This window comes from Vibrio halioticoli NBRC 102217 (assembly GCF_000496695.1).
Taxonomy (GTDB): Bacteria; Pseudomonadota; Gammaproteobacteria; order Enterobacterales; family Vibrionaceae; genus Vibrio; species Vibrio halioticoli.
This window is the reverse complement of sequence record NZ_BAUJ01000063.1, coordinates 1-19,811: the sequence shown is the minus strand read 5'-3', so window position 1 is coordinate 19,811 and position 19,811 is coordinate 1. Positions and strand designations below refer to the sequence as shown.

The following is a 19,811-nucleotide window of genomic DNA, read 5'->3' as shown; positions in this document are numbered from 1 at the left end:
CTTGAATAGCCATTAGTTTTGAAAGCAGTTAGACTGATCAAAGACCATTTTTTACTGATTATTTAATGAATCGGGATATGCTGACCATTTTTCATCGTCTACCCTTCTTACATCAAGCGTTAATCTGCGGTTTTAGTGCCCTCATTGTGGTGGCTTTATTCCTATTGCCGCACCCAAGTCAACTTTATAAACAAGAGAATAATTACCAAGTTGGTCGTCAATACCCATTAGAAATAAATGCCAAAGCACTCTCTCCTATTGAAGAGAAAAAACCTATGGTGATTATGCGCTGGGAAACCCATAAAGTTCGCTCCGGAGAAAGTGCCTCGGTGCTATTTAGTCGGCTCGGCCTCTCCCCTAGCCTATTGCACAACATGGTCACCAGTGATCCCGCGATCAATAAGCAGTTATCACGTCTTCGTCCCAATGATGAGCTTGTGTTTGGCTATGACCAACAAAACAACCTCATTCAACTGCAACGTAAGATCAGCCCGTACCAAACCTTTAAAGCCGTCAAAAGTGGTGACAAATTTATAGCCGTCACCGATAAAAAAGACATTAATGTTCAGCTTAATTACGCACAAGCTAATATCAGTTCAAGCTTTTGGAATGCCGCCATTGGCGCCAAGCTTACTCCTAACCAGATCATGAGCATTGCCGGGATCTTTGGCTGGGATATTGATTTTGCGTTAGATATTCGCCCTAACGATAACTTTAAAGTGCTGTTTGAAGAGAACATTGTAGAAGGTGAATTTGTTGGATATGGACGTATTTTAGCGGCGCAGTTTACCAACCAAGGACAAACCTTTAAGGCAATTCTGGACCCGAAAAGTGGCAATTATTACGACGATAAAGGCCGTGCGATGAAAAAAGCCTTTCTTCGCTCTCCGGTGGATTTTCGCCGCGTAACGTCTAACTTTAACCCGAACCGACGCCACCCAGTCACCGGCAAAGTAAAAGCGCACCGAGGCACTGATTACGCAGCTCCCGTAGGCACGCCAATTTATGCCGCAGGTGACGGGGTTGTGCTTAAATCTGGCTACAACAAATTTAATGGGAATTATGTATTTATTAAGCACAGCAATATCTACATTACTAAATATCTGCACTTACAAAAGCGTCGCGTAAAAGGCGGTCAGAGAGTCAAACAAGGCCAAACCATAGGCACGCTAGGTGGTACTGGCCGAGTCACTGGGCCTCACTTACATTATGAGTTCTTGGTTAATCACGTACATAAAAACCCTCGTACAGTAAAACTGCCCGAAGCTAAATCACTTACGGGTGAAAAGAAGAAAGCATTTATGCAGTTAGCTGAAAAACGATTGGGCGAATTAGAACGCTATCGAATATTACTGACACAATAACAAAGTCAAACAAGTAATAAGATGGCAGATAAGGGGCGAATTTACTCGCCCCTTGTTTTATTGAGTGTATCGAGCAGTTTATACACTCTTTTCTCCAACCACTTTCCTACCAAACATCAGCAGGCATGGCGTGAGTACTAAGGTTAATACAGTGGCAAATGCCAAGCCTCCCGCGATAGCAGTCGCCAGTTGTGTCCACCACTGAGTACTGGGTGCGCCTATCTCTATTTTTTGATTAATCAGATCAACGTTGGTCTGCAGCACCATTGGCATTAAGCCTAAGATAGTGGTTACTGTGGTTAACATGACCGGACGCAAACGCTGTACGCCCGTACGTAAAATGGCCTCTTCTTTAGATAAACCGCGTCTGCGCAACTGGTTAAAGGTATCAATCAATACTATATTGTTGTTCACCACAATCCCAGCCAGCGCAATCACCCCTATGCCTGACATGACAATGCCAAACGGACGCTGGAAGATCAGCAGTCCAGCAAACACCCCTACTGTTGAAAACAGCACTGCGCTGAGAATTAAAAACGCCTGATAAAAGCTATTAAATTGGGTAATTAAAATCAGCGCCATTACCGCCAGTGCGGCTAAAAAGGCAGACTGTAAAAAGTTGGAGGAATTTTGCTGCTCTTCGTTTTGTCCTTTAATGCTAATTTCGACATTGGCTGGCAGGTTTAAGGCTTGTAACGCTTGCTTAATCTTGGGCAATTCAATCGCTAGGTTATAGCCTTCTCTCATATCAGCGACCACGTTCACAATACGCTTGCCATCTAAACGATTAATAGTGTCTTGCTTAGGCTCAGGTTTTACCTGAGCAAAGTTAGTGATCGGAATAAGCCCTAGCGCTGTTTTCACTCTTAACTCATCAAAGCGCCCAATGTCTCTTTTGTCTTCTGGATAGCGCACCAAAATATCAACTTCATCATCGGTGTCATCAGGCAGATAATCGCCTATTTTCAATCCATTAGTTACAAACTGCACCGTGTTTCCAACCAATGACGCATCTGCGCCAAAACGCGCGGCATTAGCGCGATTGACATCTATCGTCCAGTCGATGCCTTCTTTACTGGAGTTATCACTGACATTGGTCAGCGCTTCATTAGCATCTGCCCATAAGCGAATTTGTTTAGCAGCTGCATCCAATGCACTAGGATCGCGAGAGGTCACTTCGATGACCAGATCGTTTTCCACCGGAGGCCCGGCATCAGGGAATTTATACTCAATTTCAACCCCAGCAAATTGATCAGTTTTTTGCCTTAGTTGCTCGATGATCTCTTTTACCGAGCGGCGATCTTGCCAATCCACAGGCGTAATCTGAATAGTACCAATCTCATCTTTGCCTCCGGTACGGGTATAAACACTTTCTAACTCGGGATGACCAATAATCTCTTTTTCGATATCGCGCATGATGTGATCTTTTTCCACGATCGACAGATCGCCATGCGAGCGCACTTTAATATTAAAATACGGCGGGTCTACTTCAGGGAAAAACTCGGCGCCTAAACCGGCTTTGTTGTATGCCACGCCCACAGCACCCGCTAGCAAAATCGCGCTCAGCAACACTTTAATAGGATGCTTAATGGCTAATGAGAGCGTATTAAAATACAGCTTAGTCATACCGGTTGCTTTAGAGAAATCTCCGTCATGTAGCTGCTGCATGCGCGTTTGAGTGTGTGCATTCATGTATTGCGGTTTGCCGATTAAACTGCCCAACACAGGTACAAATACTAACGCCATCACCAAAGATGCACTCAAAGTAGCAATCAAGGTTAACGGCAAGTATTTCATAAACTCGCCTGTGGTATCAGGCCAAAATAACAGGGGCGCAAAGGCGGCTAAAGTGGTCGCCGTCGAGGCGGTGATCGGCCATGCCATGCGTTTGGCGGCGTCACGATACGCTTCTTTGCGAGGCGCACCTTCTTGCATTTTTCGGTCAGCAAATTCCGTCACCACAATAGCGCCATCGACCAACATGCCAACGGCCATGATCAAAGAAAACAGCACCACAATATTGACGGTTAAACCAAATACCGACAGCACCAACAAGCCTGTCAGAAAAGAGCCGGGAATAGATATCCCCACTAATAACGCGGTGCGCACGCCTAAAATAGCGATAATGACGATCACCACCAAAATAATGGCTGATAGCACGTTATTTTGCAGATCCGTCAACATCTGATCGACGTCTTTAGAACCATCATAGGTGTATTTGACCAACAGATTACTTGGCCAGTCTGGCATTTTCTGCGCTTCGGCTAATACTGCTTTAACAATATCAACCGACTGGATAATGTTCTCGCCCGCCCGCTTTTTAACGTCTAAAACAACCGCGCTTTCCCCTTCTAAGCGAGCAAAGCTTTCTGGGTCACGAAAAGAGCGGCGCACCGAGGCCACATCACCAAAAGTAACCACTTGCTTACCATCAACCTTAACGGGTAACTCTAGTACGTCTTTCAAAGAGGAGAATACCGAGGGCACTTTTACAGAAAAACGCCCATAGCCGGTATCGACAAAGCCTGCGGCTACCACTCGGTTACTGGCGGCAATCAGATTATAGATATCCCCTTGATCTAATCCGTAACTCTCCATCAGTAAAGGATCGACAATCACTTCCACAATATCTTCTCTATCGCCAGCAATATCCACTTCCAGTATTTGCTTGAAGCTCTCGAGCTTATCTTGAATTTGGCGGCCAATTTGCACTATGGTTCGCTCAGGAACAGTGCCGTACAGTGCTACCGATAAAATCGGTTGTTCGCTGGCTAAGGTGACTTCATTAACGGTCGGATCGTCACTGTCATCCGGCAGTTTTGATTTCACCAAATCCACCGCTTCACGCACATCGGTCATGGCTTTGTCTAAATCACTCCCCGCCACAAACTCTAACGTGACCGAGCCATGCCCTTCAGACGCCACCGAAGTCATCTTTTTTACACCCTCAATCGAGCGCAGTTCTTGCTCTATAGGGCGCACTAACATCCGCTCGGCATCAAGAGGAGAAATACCTTGATGACCAACAGACACATAAATAATAGGAATGGTAATATCAGGGCTGGATTCTTTAGGGATGGTGATATAGGTGTACACGCCGGCAATGATCAGCATCACCAGTAAGGTGAGCACCGTGCGGCTACGAGATAGAGCGGCATCAATAATGGCAAGCATACTCTACCCTCTATTCTTTGATGGCGATAACAGGATCGCCATCGCGCACAAAACCTTGTCCTTTGGTGACGATATCAACGCTATCGCCCAAACCACTGAGCCAAACCCCTTCTTTTTCGGCTTTGACTATTTGGATGCCAACAAAACGAATGTGATCTTCTTGCAGGGTTTTCACCCCTAGCTCACCTTTTTCATTTAACGCCAGCATGGCAGGCGTTACCTTGACAGCCATTTTGGTTGCAAGCTTTAGCTCCACTTCTGCGCTCACGCCAGAGGGGAGTCGCTGCGCTTTATTGGCAATTTCTATTTCGATAGGAAAAGTGTTGGTGGTCACCGATGAGTTGCGAGAAACGTAGCGTAATACGCCTTCTATTTTCTCACCGCCAAGCAAAGTGATATAGGCGCGACTGCCCTGCTTGACCTGCTGAATATGGCGCTCACTAAGGTCAGCTTCAATAACTAACTTATCAAGATCGATAAGATGCGCGACTTGATCCCCTCGCGCTACATAATCACCGAGTTCAACGTGTAAACGATCAATAACCCCGGCAAACGGCGCACGAATAATGCTGTTTTTAAGCCCCAATTTTACGTTGGCGACGCTTGCTTTGGCATTGGCTAATTCAGCTTCAGCGTTAGTAAAAGCAACTTCGTTCTGTAAACCGCGTTTTTTTAAGGTAGTGGCAGCATTGAGCTCTTTTTGTTTTACCCGCAATAGCGCAACAGCGCGCTCTAACTGGATATCTAGATCCCCTTTATCTATGGTCGCAATAATTTGACCACGCTTGACCACTTCACCTTTGCGCACTTTTAATTGGTCAATTTTGCCTGCCAACTCTGCGCTTAACTCAACATCACGATTGGGCGCAGTGCGTCCATACAGATCTATTTTTTTAGCTATGGGTTCTGCTTTAAAGTGAGACACCACCACTTTTGCCAGTGGCACAGCTTGATCGTTACTTGCTGAAGTATTCGTGGTATTTGCAGAAGAAGATTCAGAGGGTGTTGCGGTAGATGACTTATCACCAAGCACACCGACTAAAAGCCAAGCGCCCAAAGCAATAATGAGAATAAGTGAGATAATCCAAGGATACTGAGCAAACAGCTGCCTGGTCCTTTGTAACGGCATAATTAAATCCTTTTAATTACCAACGGGCGACCTTGCCACATTGTTTTACGGCACACCTTTGCTAAAGATCAGTGTACCGATATTTGCCTGTCATTACTGAGGGAGGGATCACACGCTAAATGAAGCTCCACAACCACAGGTTGTTGTTGCATTAGGGTTGTTGATGAAGAAGCGTGCACCTTCTAAACCTTCGGTATAATCAACCGTACCACCAATTAGATACTGTAAAGACATAGGATCGACCACTAAAGTCACTTCATCTTTAACAATAATGGCATCGCCTTCATTTACCTTTTCATCGAAGGTAAAGCCGTATTGAAAACCGCTACAACCACCACCAGTGATGTACACTCGTAGTTTAAGTTCTGGGTTTTCTTCCTCTGTAATCAATACTTTAACGCGAGCTGCTGCTGCGTCAGAAAAATTCAAAGGGACATTTAATTCGCTCACCGAGACCTCTCTTTATTCGATGTAGCCGCTAAAAATAGCGGTTTTGATCTGCTGATTATGTAATACCTGAGCAAAGTGTTCAAGTATTGTAATCTTTGTACTTAACCTAATAGTGCGACACAAGCGTTAGACTTGTCAGCAATATTTATTACAATGCTGTCATTCTCAAAATGCTATTCGAAAAGCAAGGATCCTCTAAATGAGCAAGTCAGAAGCACTTTATCAACAAGCCCAAGCCATTATTCCCGGTGGCGTAAACTCTCCAGTACGAGCTTTCAACGGTGTAGGCGGTTCTCCCCTGTTCATTGAACGAGCAGATGGATGCCGTATTTATGACGCTGACGATAAAGCGTATATCGATTATGTAGGCTCTTGGGGACCTATGATTTTAGGTCACAACAACAGCGCTATCCGTGATGCGGTTGTTGAAGCGGCGCAACGTGGTCTAAGTTTTGGTGCGCCAACCGAGCTTGAAATCAATATGGCTAAACTGGTTTCATCGCTAGTTCCTTCTATGGAACAACTGCGTATGGTGAGTTCAGGCACTGAAGCGACCATGAGCGCAATTCGTCTCGCTCGTGGCTACACCGGCCGTGACAAAATCATGAAATTTGAAGGTTGCTATCACGGTCATGCTGATAGCCTATTGGTAAAAGCAGGTTCTGGCGCTCTGACTCTTGGACAGCCAAGCTCTCCTGGCGTACCAGAAGATTTTGCAAAACACACTTTAACTGCCACTTTTAATAACCTTGAATCGGTACAAGCACTGTTTGATGCAAACCCTGAGCAAATTTCTTGCATCATTGTTGAGCCTGTAGCCGGCAACATGAACTGCATTCCACCAGTTGATGGTTTCCTACAAGGTCTGCGTGATATCTGCGACCAAAATGGCGCACTACTGATTTTTGATGAAGTCATGACCGGCTTTCGCGTCGCACTGGGCTGTGCACAAGCTCACTACAAGGTAAAACCTGACTTAACCACTCTAGGTAAAGTGATTGGTGGTGGCATGCCTGTCGGCGCTTTTGGTGGCCGTAAAGACGTCATGCAACACATTGCGCCAACGGGCCCTGTTTACCAAGCTGGTACGCTATCAGGCAACCCAATAGCCATGGCTGCAGGCTACGCATGTTTGACTCAGCTTTCACAAGCGGGCAATGCAGAGCGTCTAAACGAAATCACTGCAAAATTAGCGACCGGCTTTAAAGCAAAAGCGGACAAGCACGGCATTCCACTGCTCGTTAGCCAAGTCGGTGGCATGTTTGGTTTCTTCTTTACCGATCAAGCACAAGTGACTTGCTATGACGAAGTGGCAAAGTGCGACGTTGAGCAATTTAAGCGTTTCTTCCACTTAATGCTTGAAGAAGGTGTATACCTTGCTCCTTCTGCTTTTGAAGCCAGCTTTACGTCACTTTCGCATACCGATGAAGATATTGAACAAACATTAGCTGCAGCTGATCGCTGTTTTGCCGCTCTCGCCGCTTAACACTTCTGCTGTTTTGTTTAAGAGGAGCCGCAAGGCTCCTTTTTTTATTTGTAGCGATTCAAGTTGCATAACGCTATGATTTATCTTCACAAACACTAATAAGTAGTCGGTTTAACGTGCCTAGAAGAATTCAGCTTACCTCCAGCCAGTGGCTGTTAATTATCGCTTTACTGTTTTTTGCGTATGCTTGTTTTGTCTTAATAAGACCGTATGTGAATTCCATTGTGATGGCATTTATTATTTCGCTGTTGATGTTCCCTATCCATGAACGTCTAGACAAGAAAATGCCGAGCATGAGAAATACCTCGGCGCTACTGTCGTGCGTGATTCTTACCGTCATTATTGTTATTCCATTACTATTGGTTTTTACCGCCATCGTCCAACAAGGCTCTTCTTTTTCTCAAGGGGTGTACCATTGGGTATCGGACGGCGGCGTACAAGATCTGCTCTCACAACCCTTTATCGTCAAAATATTTAATTTTGCCAATAGCTACCTGCCATTTGATACCTTAGAGCCTGCTGAGATTGCACAGAAAGTTGCCGAGCTTGCCAGTTCCTTTGGAACACATTTGGTCGGCATTAGCGCTTCTGTGGTCGGCAGTGCCACCAGCTTTTTGATGAACTTTGGTTTGATGTTATTCGTGCTGTTTTTCTTACTGCGCGACCATGAGCGAATCATCTCAGCCATGCGTCATATCATCCCGCTATCACGCTCTCAAGAAGACCGATTACTGGATGAGATAGAAAAAGTCTCTAAATCTGCAGTCATGGGCTCGTTTCTGACCGCAATAGCGCAAGGTGTTGCCGGCGGGTTTGCCATGTGGCTGGTGGGCTTCCCCGGACTATTTTGGGGTACTATGATGGGCTTTGCCTCGTTTGTGCCTGTGATTGGCACCGCGCTGATTTGGATTCCTGCTTGTTTGTATTTGCTGTTGATTGGCGATACTGGTTGGGCCATATTCCTATTGATCTGGTCTGTAGCTGTGGTTGGCTCTATCGACAACATCTTGCGTCCACTGCTGATGCAGGGCAGCGCAGGCATGAATACCTTAATGATCTTCTTTTCTTTGCTTGGCGGTTTGCATGTTTTCGGCTTAATTGGTTTAATCTACGGCCCGCTGATCTTCGCCATTACTATGGTGCTGTTCACCATGTATGAAGAGGAGTTTAACGACTTCCTTGATAAGCAAGATAACAACTAGTAAGAGTAAAATATGAGTGTCTACACCGCCCCAAGTCAAATCGCCGAACGTCAACTTGCTTACTTTGCAGGTAAACGCATCGTTATCGCAGGTGAAGCTGAAGATCAGTTTCCAAAACAACTGCTGCAACACGCGGAATCGGTCACCGTATTTACCACCCACTATGGCTACCATCAGCAGATGCAAGCTATTGGTATAGACAGTCAGTTTGGCATTGAATTTAATAATGCTAACGATGCCAATTTACTATTGCTGTACTGGCCAAAAGCCAAAAGCGAAGCGCAATATCTATTGGATATGATGCTCAGCAAACTGGCGCCAGAAACCGAAGTAATCGTGGTCGGCGAAAACCGCTCTGGGGTTAAGAGCATTGAAAAAATGTTCGCCAACTTTGGCCCTATGACGAAGTATGACTCAGCCAGACGCTGCTCTTTTTATGCAGGAGTCAGCCAAACACCTCCACAACACTTTAATGTCGACAGTTACTTCAAGTCTTATCCAGTGGAATTAGCCGGGCTATCTTTAGAAGTGCAAAGTTTACCGGGCGTATTTAGCCATGGTGAATTTGATTTAGGCACTAAACTACTGCTGGCCAACTTACCAAAACTTAGCGGCAAGGTATTAGACTTTGGCTGTGGCGCTGGCATCATCGGCGCGGCAATGGCATTGCAAAACCCGAGCATTGAATTAGAGATGTGCGATGTGAGCGCATTTGCTGTGGAATCCAGTAAACGCACCCTAGACGCGAACGGCATTACAGGTAAAGTGTTTGCCACCGACGTCTACTCACAAGCTAGCAAAGACTATCAATTTATTGTCAGCAACCCTCCTTTTCATTCAGGTTTAGACACTAGCTACAGCGCAACGGAAACACTTTTAAAAGAGGCTCCCAAGCATCTTTCAAGAAATGGTAAGTTATTGATTGTTGCCAATAGCTTTTTAAAGTATCCACCGATAATTGAAAGTGCATTTGGCAATTGTGACACTCTAAATAAAACCAATAAGTTCGCGATCTATCACGCAACGAAATAATAAAACTGTGTGAGGCAACACGCTTTTCTAAGCGTTTGCTTGCCTCACTTTAATTGGCTAGTACATTTCAGCAATGGTGATCTTATTATCCGGGCTTAAATCCGTACCTTATGTCAAAACATCCCTCTCGACCAAAGTTTAAACGACTGAAAAGTACCTTAATGGGTGCCTTTTTGTTGGTTAGCCTTCCCCCAATGCTGCTCATTGCGTTCTTTTTTCTTCAATCTCATATTGAAGATCTTCAAGAGCAGAGCAAAACCTATTTAACTTCGATGAGAGATGGCACCACCACTCAAGTAACCGCCTACGTCAAAAACCTAGACTCAGAAGTGATTGGTTTTGTTCATTCCGAACTTGCTTATGCCAGTGGTGGACGTTTTTACGGGTTGATTGACTCTTTTCGACGCCTAGGCCCTGATATTGAGACATCTCGACTAATTGGTCAGCAGCAATACATTCCAGGTTCTGGAGATAAGGTCAATGCGCAAACCGCTAAAGAAAACAGCAATTACCTTAGCGTAAGGCGCTATCAACTATTACATACTCGCTATCACTCAACCTATCAAAGTCTGTTACAGCGTTCTGATTTTGACGATCTTGCCTTGGTAGATCTCGATGGTAATGTCGCCTATTCAGTGCAAAAACATAATTACTATTCTACCAATTTAAATACTGGGCCTTATAAAGACAGCAACTTAGGTGTGTTATTTCAACGATTAAAGAGTTACGTAAAAACCAATAAAAACACCTTCGATAAATACAATGATATTGTATTAATGAGCGATTTTGCCAAGGACTCAAACTCTCATGATGATAAAGAAGTCGCTTGGTTTGCCGCCCCTATCGTGCAGCAGGGATACCTGCACAGCTATGCATTTTTCCGCTTACCACTCTCCTCTTTAACGCACCTGATCGACAACACCAATAGCGGCTATCCCAAGCTATTATTGATTGATGAATCGCATAAATTCTTAACTCAAACTGCCGCTAAAAACGTAGAAAAAAGCAGTTTTATCACCGAAAAAGCACTGCAAGGGATCAACCAAGTTGAAACCTATTCTAACGCCAAAGGCCAAAGCATGATTGCCGCTTATTCGCCTCTTTATATTCACGATTTGAAATGGGCGGTTATTGCGGAGACACCCGAAAACATCGCCTTTTCTCGGGTGAATAAACTCTACTCTATCTTTTTATTTATCGTACTGAGCGTGACTGTCGGCATTGTCATTTGCTCACATTATTTGTCGAACTTCATTACTCGTCCGCTACTCAAATTGGCATGGACAGCAGAGCGTATCTCTACCGGTGATCTTAATGAGCACGTTGAAGGTACCGAGCACGAAGATGAAATAGGTCGCCTTGCGATTAGCTTTGAGCGTATGCAGCGATCGATTCGAGAGAAAATTGATCTTATCCATCAACAAAACAAAGAGCTCGCCTACAACTTAGAAACCATTGCCATTCAAAACAAAGAGTTGCAGCGAGCAGATAAGTTAAAAGATGAGTTTCTTGCCACGACATCTCACGAACTACGCACCCCTCTACACGGCATGATTGGTGTTGCACAAGCCATCATAGGTGAGGCTCATGGCAGCATCCCTGCGGCGCAACGCTATCAATTAGAAATTATCATCAATAGCGGGCATAGACTGTCGAACTTGGTGGATGATCTTTTGGATTATCACAAAATGCAGTACGGACAATTAAAGCTTGAGTCAATGGCGGTATCTCTGGCTTTAACATCACAATTGGTGATCGAACTCTCTAAGCATTTAATTGATAAGAAACCGGTGCGTATTATTAATCAAATTGGTGATGATCTGCCTATGGTCAGCGCAGATCCACAAAGATTAGAGCAAATCCTATATAACCTCGTGGGTAACGCGATGAAGTTTACCAACGAAGGCAAAATCATTTTGACCGCCGAGCCCGATGGTGATGCCTTGAAAGTGCAAGTTATCGATACCGGGCATGGCATTGCTCAAGAGGATCTTGAACATATCTTTGAGCCGCTGATCCAAGGGCATTCAACGAGTTACCATCAAGGTACGGGACTAGGTTTATCCATCAGTAAACAATTGATAGAAATCATGCATGGCGAGCTTAGCGTCAGCAGTCAGCCTATGCTAGGCACCACCTTTACTATGCGCCTTCCGCTTGCCAATGAAGAACAACTGCAAGCCTTTGATAGCAATCGAGAAGTGGTACACTACACCCGTGAAGACATCTTATTTGAAGAGCCTTCACAGCCTCAACTCAATAACAGCAACGGTAAACGAGTGTTAATTGCTGATGATGAGCCTGTTAATTTAAAAGTACTGGAAAGCTTTTTACGCATTGAAGGTTATAGCGTAATTAGCGCTACCAATGGGCGACAGGTACTCGATATCATCGCGCAAGAAAAGCCTGATATTTTACTACTCGATATCATGATGCCAGAGCTCAGCGGATTTGAGGTATGTAAGTACTTACGCGAGCTGTATTCCTACAATGAACTTCCCATCATTATGCTCACCGCGCTTGGACAAAATGAAGATAAGATCAAAGGCTTTGAATGTGGCGCTAACGACTACTTAGTTAAACCTTTCAATAAACAAGAGTTGTCTGCGCGTATTCAAGTGCACATTGATGCCAGCCTTTCTGAGGAGCGTAAGCAAGAGAATGAATCTCTAAACGCGGAATTAATGCAAAGGGAAAAGGTCGAATCTTTGCTATTGGAAACTCAAGCTAAATTGCTAGAGCAATTAGAAAGCACCCCAGAGGCCATCATCTGCATCAATGAAAGCCACAAGATAACCTTTGCCAATAAAACCGCCATCGACCTCTTTAAGCGCTCTAGTGAGCAGATAAAACGCTCGCAAATAGAAGAGTTTATTGCGCCAAAATATCTGCAATTTGATCAGCCACATCGCAGCGTCAATATTGATTTATTCGTCGGTGGAACTAAGCAAGTGATCGCCAGTGATATCTTTACTCTGCCTCTAGAAACTGGGCTTCGCGGTATGATCATCTTTAACTTTAGCCCAGATGAAGCAAACCAAAGAATCAATAACCTTGAGGTCGCATTAGATGCGCTAGCCAATTACGCCTTTGCCGGCGATAAGTCCCAGTTAGAACAGCTCAAAGAGCTTGGAGATGAGTTCTCTGGCTTAGTGAAAATGATGCACTATGACAAAGAGAGCAAACAAGAAAATATGCGTCAGCTGTTGGTGGATTGCATGTCGAGTGCATTGGAGTATTGGGATAGCCATCAAGGCAACAGCAAGTTTACTTTTGCTGAACAAAGTGGCTTGTGGCGAGTGTATCTAGACAGAAGCACCCTACAAACTCGCACCTTAGATAAATATCTAAGAGTTGAAACTTTACCTAAAACGCCTCGCTGGCGCACGGTACTCAATTCATTAGACTTTATCCTAGCCAATAGCGATAACGACAATGCACAGCGAGCACAACTGCTAGAGCTACGTGAGCAATTACAGCATATCGTTTCTCAGTAACCTCAACGGCAACATTCTTCCCTAATTAAGCGACAGGCTCTTTTTTTACACACTAAAAAAAGAACCTGTCTGTTAGCAAATTTAGATAAATCCATTCTTAAAACTCATTCATAATTGCGCTTTTATTTGAATATGCGAGCACACTCACAACAAACTGTACGCTGTATTTTTAACCAACAAATAAAGTCGCACTTGCTGCTCCTTGCAAAGTCACATCAATACGAAAGCGTAGCGATAAGCTTATTTAAAAAGAAACAGAAGAATAGTAAGCACTCACATAAGACAACAAAAAAGACAAATCCAAAGAAATAACATCAATATGCAATGTGTTGAAAATATAATTGTTTTAACGTTTTTAACAGCAATTGACGCTGTTTTAACGTTTTTGACGGGAATGTAAATTGACGATCTTAGTTTGAAAGATAATTCTAGCGTTAACCAATGGTTCTTCGAGATACATCATACCCTATAAGTAAAAACATAGAGTCATTGGATGGCACTGTAAAAGCCGTAACCTAGGTAATCAAATTTGGTTACTTAATAATAAGAAGCAAACAGAGACAAAGGATATAACATGCTTGCTAATATAAAAAAAACAGCTCTTGCTACAGTAGTAATCGCAACAGCGGCCACCGCCATATCAGCTCCAGCAATCGCAAGATCGGAACTGACTATCGTACCTGATTTTTACCCTACAATGGTTCGCAACTTTAACCCTTATCTAGCGACGAATCTTCGTACTACCACTGACTTCATCTATGAGCCTTTAGTCGTTTTCAATGAGATGCATGGCAACACCCCTGTTATGCGTCTAGCGGAAAACTTTGCTATGGCTGATGATCTAAAAAGCGTGACTTTTGATATCCGTAAGGGCGTGAAATGGTCAGATGGCAAAGCATTCTCGGCAGATGATGTTGTTTTCTCTTTCGAGCTTATCAAGAACAATACCGCGTTGGACCAAACAGGTATCAACAAGTGGGTAAGCAAAGTAGAAAAAGTAAACGACCATGAAGTACGTTTCGTTCTTACGGAAGGTAACTCAAATGTGCCATACGAAATTTCTAAAGTGCCTGTAGTACCTAAGCATGTTTGGTCTAAAGTCGAAGATCCAACGTCTTTCACCAATGAAAACCCTGTAGGCTCAGGACCATTCACTGAAATTGATACCTTTACTCCGCAACTTTACATCCAGTGTGCTAACCCTAATTACTGGGATGCAGATAACCTAGATGTAGATTGTCTACGTGTTCCCCAAATTGCTAACAACGATCAGTTGCTAAGCAAAATCGTTAACTCTGAGCTAGATTGGACTTCGGCGTTTATCCCTGACATCGACCGTACCTACAAAGCTGTGAACCCTAATCACGGTTACTGGTACCCGCCAGCAGGTACTCAATCACTGGTCGTTAACTTTAAAAACCCAGATCCAGCTAAGAATGAAGCATTAACAGATGTGAACTTCCGTCGTGCAATGGGCATGGCTATCGACCGTCAAACTATCATCGATATCGCATTCTACGGTGCGGGTACTATCAATGACTTCGGTTCAGGTCTTGGTTACGCATTTGAAGCATGGTCTGACGAAAATGTGCATAAGAAGTATCAGAAATTCAATACTTACAACCCAGAAGAAGCTAAAAAGCTACTGAAAGAATCAGGTTATAAAGACCTTGATGGTGATGGTTTTGTTGAAACTCCGTCTGGCAAATCTTTTGAATTGCTAATCCAATCGCCAAATGGTTGGACTGACTTTAACAACACTGTACAGCTTTCTGTAGAGCAGCTAAACGAAGTAGGCATCAAGTCTCGCGCTCGTACTCCTGAGTTTGCGGTATACAACCAAGCAATGCTAGACGCAACCTATGACGTGGCTTACACCAACTACTTCCACGGTGCAGATCCACACTTGTACTGGAACAGTGCTTATAACTCAGCACTGCAAGAAGGTAGCGGCATGCCTCGCTTTGCAATGCACTTCTACAAGAATGCTGAGCTAGATAACCTACTTAACAGCTTCTACAAAACAGCAGACAAGAACAAGCAGTTAGAAATCGCTCACAGCATTCAGCGCATCATTGCTGAAAACCAAGTAACGATTCCTGTTCTATCTGGAGCAAGTAACTATCAGTACAACACAACTCGATTCACGGGTTGGTGGACTCAAGATAACGCACAAGGCCGTCCAAACATTTGGGCCGGTATCCCTGAGCGCTTACTCCACGTACTAGATTTAAAACCTGTCAAGTAATTGACCTCTAAATGGCGCACCTCCTGGTGCGCCATCATTACCCTTTAAAGTTAACAATAATTATGACGCGATTGCGTTAGGGATTCTTTCACTCAACGGGTGGATTTTATTCGATATATGGACAATAAATCGGATAGTTAAGGTGTAGGTATGGGATATTTTCTAAGACGTTTGTCGTTCTACTTTATAGCGCTATTAGTGGCCGCTACTATCAATTTCATTATTCCGCGAGCAATGCCCGGTGACCCAGTTACCATGATGTTCGCTAACGCAACAGCCCAAGTTACTCCAGAACGTATTGAAGCGATGCGCCAACTGCTTGGTTTTGTTGATGGGCCGCTTTGGGTTCAATACTTCACTTACATGAAGAGCATTCTTAGCTGGGAGCTAGGAACTTCTATTAAATTTTATCCGTTAAGCGTGAATGAATTACTTAGTGGTGCTTTTGGTTGGTCTTTATTCCTAGCCGGAACCGCCGTTATTCTTTCGTTTTCTATCGGTTCCATTCTTGGCATTTTTGCCGCATGGAAACGAGGCAGCAAATACGACACCTTTATCACTCCGGGCATGCTCATTATTCAAGCGGTGCCGCAGGTAGTTATTGCCATGCTCGCGATGTTTATCTTCGCGATTGGCTTAAAGTGGTTCCCTACAGGTTACGCTTATACCGCTGGTGTCACTCCCGATTGGACCAGCTGGGAGCTCATCAAAAACGTCGCCTATCATGCGGTATTACCTCTGGTTTGTGCCTCGCTGGTGCAGATTGGCGGATTCCTAGTAAACATGCGTAACAACATGATCAATTTACTTTCTGAAGACTATATCACTATGGCAAAAGGCAAAGGCCTGAGCGAAAACAGAGTGGTATTTAACTACGCGGCACGTAACGCACTATTGCCAAGTGTTACCGCCCTTTCAATGTCTTTAGGTATGGCTATCGGTGGCCAGCTTATCATCGAAATCATATTTAATTACCCAGGACTAGGGACGGTCCTATTTAACGCAATTACCTCGCGTGACTACCAAGTACTGCAAGGGCAATTGTTAATTATGACCTTGTTCATGCTGTTCTTTAACCTACTCGCAGACATGCTGTATGTGCTGTTAGATCCTCGCCTACGTAAGGGAGGTAAATAAGATGAAAAACATATTAAAGCTAGTCCGTGGCAATACGGTGGCGATGATCGGAGTGGTGATATTAAGCGCTTTCTTATTTATCGCACTGGCGGCACCTCTTATCACCCAACATGCGCCCGATAAACGTACCGGTAATCCGCACGAGTATCCAGGCATGATAGTAAAAGCGGCGCAAAACAACCCTGATGGTTGGATTGCAACCAATTTTGCTGACGACAAACGCACCTTACGCATGTCAAAAGATGCAGAGCATACCCTTGGCACAACTCGTATGGGCCGTGATGTCTGGGCGCAAATTGCCTATGGCGCACGCGTATCGTTAGCCGTTGGCTTTGGCGCAGGATTAACCGTGTGTTTCTTAGCAACAATTATCGGAATTTCTGCCGGCTACTTTGGTGGCAAAGTGGATGAATTTCTCACCGCAGCCATGAACATAATGTTGGTCATCCCTCAGTATCCATTGCTGTTTGTGGTAGCGGCCTTTATCGGGGAAGCGGGGCCTCTGACCATTGCCCTCATAATCGGTTTCACCTCCTGGGCGTGGGGAGCGAGGGTGGTTCGTTCGCAAACTCTCGCACTGCGTGAAAAAGAGTTTGTGAAAGCGGCAGAAGTGCTGGGTGAGTCTTCATTTAGAATTATCTTTGTGGAAATTTTACCTAACTTGATCTCCATTGTAGGTGCAAGTTTCATCGGTTCAGTCATGTACGCGGTAATGATGGAAGCAACAATTTCCTTCTTAGGCATGGGCGATCCAAACACCATTAGTTGGGGCATCATGCTGTACAACGTACAAACCTCATCTTCAATGCTTATTGGTGCATGGTGGGAGCTATTAGCCCCTTGTATGGCCTTAACCTTATTGGTCACAGGACTGGCACTGCTTAACTTTGCTGTTGATGAAATTGCTAACCCGCAACTTCGCTCTCACAAAGGAATGCGTCGCTGGAAGAAGCTTGCTACGCAAGATAAAAAAGCGCGTAAACCTCAACCAGAAGAACTCGCAAACCGTCAAGTAGTACACGGAGAACAATCATGAGTAATCCACTAATTTCTGTTCGTAATCTGTGTGTAGATTACATTACTGATGCCGGTGACGTTCGCGCGTGTAACAACGTCAGCTTTGACATTGCTCCGGGTGAAGTATTTGGCCTTGCCGGTGAGTCTGGCTGTGGTAAATCCACCGTGGCATTTTCACTGATGCGCTTACATAAGCCACCTGCATTTATCACTGGCGGAGAAGTCATCTTCAACGGTGAAGATATTCTGCAATACAGCGACAAAAGCATGCAGGCGTTTCGCTGGAATGAAATGTCGATGGTATTCCAAAGTGCTATGAATGCCTTAAACCCAGTATTGCCGATCTCTGAGCAGTTTTGTGACGTGCTCATGCACCACACAACAATGAGTCGCAAACAGGCACTAAAACGCGCGGAAGGTTTGTTGGAAATTGTCGACATTCACCCTAGCCGTCTAAGTGACTATCCGCACCAGTTTTCTGGTGGTATGCGTCAACGCTTGGTGATTGCGATAGCGCTAGCGCTCAACCCGAAAATGATCATCATGGATGAGCCGACTACGGCTCTGGATGTGGTGGTGCAACGTGAAATACTGCAAAAAATCTACGCCCTAAAAGAAGAGTTTGGATTTTCGATTTTATTCATCACCCACGATTTATCCTTGATGGTTGAGTTCTCCGATCGCATCGGAATTATGTACTCAGGCGAACTGATTGAAGTGGCGCCGGCTAAGCAAATATTGGAAAACCCTTTTCATCCTTACACGCAAGGTTTGGGCAGTTCTTTCCCACCATTAACAGGGCCAAAAACTAAGTTAACGGGAATACCGGGCAATCCATTGAATTTATTAGAAATTCCACAAGGATGTCGCTTTCAAGCTCGCTGCTCTCAAGTGACGCCAATGTGTAGACAAACAGAAACTCAGTTGCGCCAAATCGAAGCACAACGTTTTTCTAACTGTCATTTATTTGGTGAACCCATTGCACAGCAAAAAGTCAGCTAACGCTAACAAGACGTATTCGGAGAAGTAACATGAGCAAACCAACTGGCGAATTACTCATTGAAGGCAAAAATCTAGTTAAAGACTTTCCTGTGAGTAGTAATGCACTAAAAAACCCAATGATGCGCGCCATTAACGACGTATCGTTCAAAATGTACAAAAGTCGCGGCTTATCTGTGGTGGGTGAATCGGGTTCAGGTAAATCCACTACCGCTAAAATGATAGCGAAAATGTACCCGCCGACCGACGGTTGTATCGAATACCGTGGACGCGATATTCAAACCATCAAAAAGAAAAATGATTTGATGCACTACCGTGAAGGCGTGCAGATGGTATGGCAAGACCCGTTTGGGTCATTAAACCCAACCCATAATATTTTTCACCATATTGCTAGGCCGCTGTTGATCCATAAAAAAGTCACTCCGGGCAATAAAAAAGAGCTCGAAGAACGAGTGCACGATCTTTTAGAGCAAGTGGGACTGATTCCGCCAAAAGAAACCGCGGCTAAGTTCCCCCATCAGTTATCTGGTGGACAGCGTCAACGTGTCAATTTGGCAAGAAACATTGCCGTCGGGGCTGAGGTGGTGTTGGCCGATGAGCCAACCTCGATGCTGGATGTATCAATACGCGCCGGTGTTTTGAACTTGATGGAAGAGATGAAGTTTGAAAAACAAATGTCTCTGTTATACATCACGCACGATATTGCCACCGCTCGTTATATTGCCGAAGACATTGCCGTCATGTACGTAGGGCATATGGTGGAATGGGGAGATACCGATGAGGTTATCGCAAACCCACAACATCCATATACCCAATTATTAGTCTCTGCTGTGCCCGATCCAGCAAAATCAATCCATACTAAGCTTGCAGGAAATAAAGGGGAAATTCCTTTATGGACGCCAGAATCTTTTGGATGCCCATTTGCAGGTCGATGCCAACAAGTGACTGATAAATGTAAAGAGCAACTCCCTAAGGTCACGCAACTGTCCGAGAACCACTTTGTTCGTTGCTATTTGCACGAAAGTTAACAGTGACCTTCCTTTTTTAGCCTCCTTAACCGGAGGCTCCTTTTATTT

At 44.5% G+C, this 19,811-nt stretch carries 13 protein-coding genes; 10 read left to right on the top strand and 3 right to left on the bottom strand.

Going from position 1 to position 19,811, the window contains the following annotated elements; translation table 11 throughout:
* Nucleotides 1-77: 77 nt before the first annotated feature.
* Nucleotides 78-1,364 (top strand): peptidoglycan DD-endopeptidase ShyC, encoded by a 1,287-nt coding sequence (gene shyC / locus VHA01S_RS15595; protein ID WP_023405307.1) that lies wholly within the window; start codon nt 78-80, stop codon nt 1,362-1,364.
* A 78-nt stretch (nt 1,365-1,442) separates the two neighbouring features.
* Here the strand turns inward: shyC and VHA01S_RS15590 are convergent, their stop codons facing one another.
* The 3 genes from VHA01S_RS15590 to erpA form a co-directional block, all read right to left on the bottom strand.
* Nucleotides 1,443-4,538 carry an efflux RND transporter permease subunit gene (locus VHA01S_RS15590; protein ID WP_023405306.1) on the bottom strand — a complete coding sequence of 1,032 codons (3,096 nt, stop codon included), beginning with the start codon at nt 4,536-4,538 and terminating at the stop codon, nt 1,443-1,445.
* 10 nt (nt 4,539-4,548) lie between these two features.
* Nucleotides 4,549-5,667 carry an efflux RND transporter periplasmic adaptor subunit gene (locus VHA01S_RS15585; RefSeq protein WP_023405305.1) on the bottom strand — a complete coding sequence of 373 codons (1,119 nt, stop codon included), beginning with the start codon at nt 5,665-5,667 and terminating at the stop codon, nt 4,549-4,551.
* 108 nt (nt 5,668-5,775) lie between these two features.
* Nucleotides 5,776-6,117 carry an iron-sulfur cluster insertion protein ErpA gene (gene erpA / locus VHA01S_RS15580; protein ID WP_023405304.1) on the bottom strand — a complete coding sequence of 114 codons (342 nt, stop codon included), beginning with the start codon at nt 6,115-6,117 and terminating at the stop codon, nt 5,776-5,778.
* Nucleotides 6,118-6,316: 199 nt separating this feature from the next.
* Here erpA and hemL point away from each other — a divergent pair, with 199 nt between their 5' ends.
* From hemL to VHA01S_RS15535, 9 genes are all read left to right on the top strand, one after another.
* Complete coding sequence (hemL, locus tag VHA01S_RS15575) at nt 6,317-7,603, top strand: glutamate-1-semialdehyde 2,1-aminomutase (RefSeq protein ID WP_023405303.1); 1,287 nt, start codon at nt 6,317-6,319, stop codon at nt 7,601-7,603.
* 116 nt (nt 7,604-7,719) lie between these two features.
* Nucleotides 7,720-8,805, top strand: a complete 1,086-nt coding sequence (locus VHA01S_RS15570) for an AI-2E family transporter (protein ID WP_039971153.1) — start codon at nt 7,720-7,722, stop codon at nt 8,803-8,805.
* Between the two features lie 12 nt (nt 8,806-8,817).
* Nucleotides 8,818-9,837 (top strand): 16S rRNA (guanine(1207)-N(2))-methyltransferase RsmC, encoded by a 1,020-nt coding sequence (rsmC, locus tag VHA01S_RS15565; protein ID WP_023405301.1) that lies wholly within the window; start codon nt 8,818-8,820, stop codon nt 9,835-9,837.
* A gap of 110 nt (nt 9,838-9,947) precedes the next feature.
* Nucleotides 9,948-13,334, top strand: a complete 3,387-nt coding sequence (locus tag VHA01S_RS15560; protein ID WP_023405300.1) for a response regulator — start codon at nt 9,948-9,950, stop codon at nt 13,332-13,334.
* Between the two features lie 574 nt (nt 13,335-13,908).
* Entirely contained in the window at nt 13,909-15,582 is a 1,674-nt protein-coding gene (locus VHA01S_RS15555; RefSeq protein WP_023405299.1) for an ABC transporter substrate-binding protein, read from the top strand.
* A gap of 150 nt (nt 15,583-15,732) precedes the next feature.
* Nucleotides 15,733-16,719: an ABC transporter permease gene (locus VHA01S_RS15550; RefSeq protein WP_023405298.1), complete on the top strand. Its 987-nt coding sequence runs from the start codon at nt 15,733-15,735 to the stop codon at nt 16,717-16,719.
* A 1-nt stretch (nt 16,720) separates the two neighbouring features.
* Nucleotides 16,721-17,755, top strand: a complete 1,035-nt coding sequence (locus VHA01S_RS15545) for an ABC transporter permease (RefSeq protein WP_023405297.1) — start codon at nt 16,721-16,723, stop codon at nt 17,753-17,755.
* On the top strand, nt 17,752-18,738 hold the full coding sequence (locus VHA01S_RS15540; protein WP_023405296.1) for an ABC transporter ATP-binding protein: 987 nt from the start codon (nt 17,752-17,754) through the stop codon (nt 18,736-18,738). The genes VHA01S_RS15545 and VHA01S_RS15540 overlap by 4 nt, the downstream gene beginning before the upstream one ends.
* A 29-nt stretch (nt 18,739-18,767) precedes the next feature.
* Nucleotides 18,768-19,763 carry an ABC transporter ATP-binding protein gene (locus VHA01S_RS15535; protein WP_023405295.1) on the top strand — a complete coding sequence of 332 codons (996 nt, stop codon included), beginning with the start codon at nt 18,768-18,770 and terminating at the stop codon, nt 19,761-19,763.
* Nucleotides 19,764-19,811 lie beyond the last annotated feature (48 nt).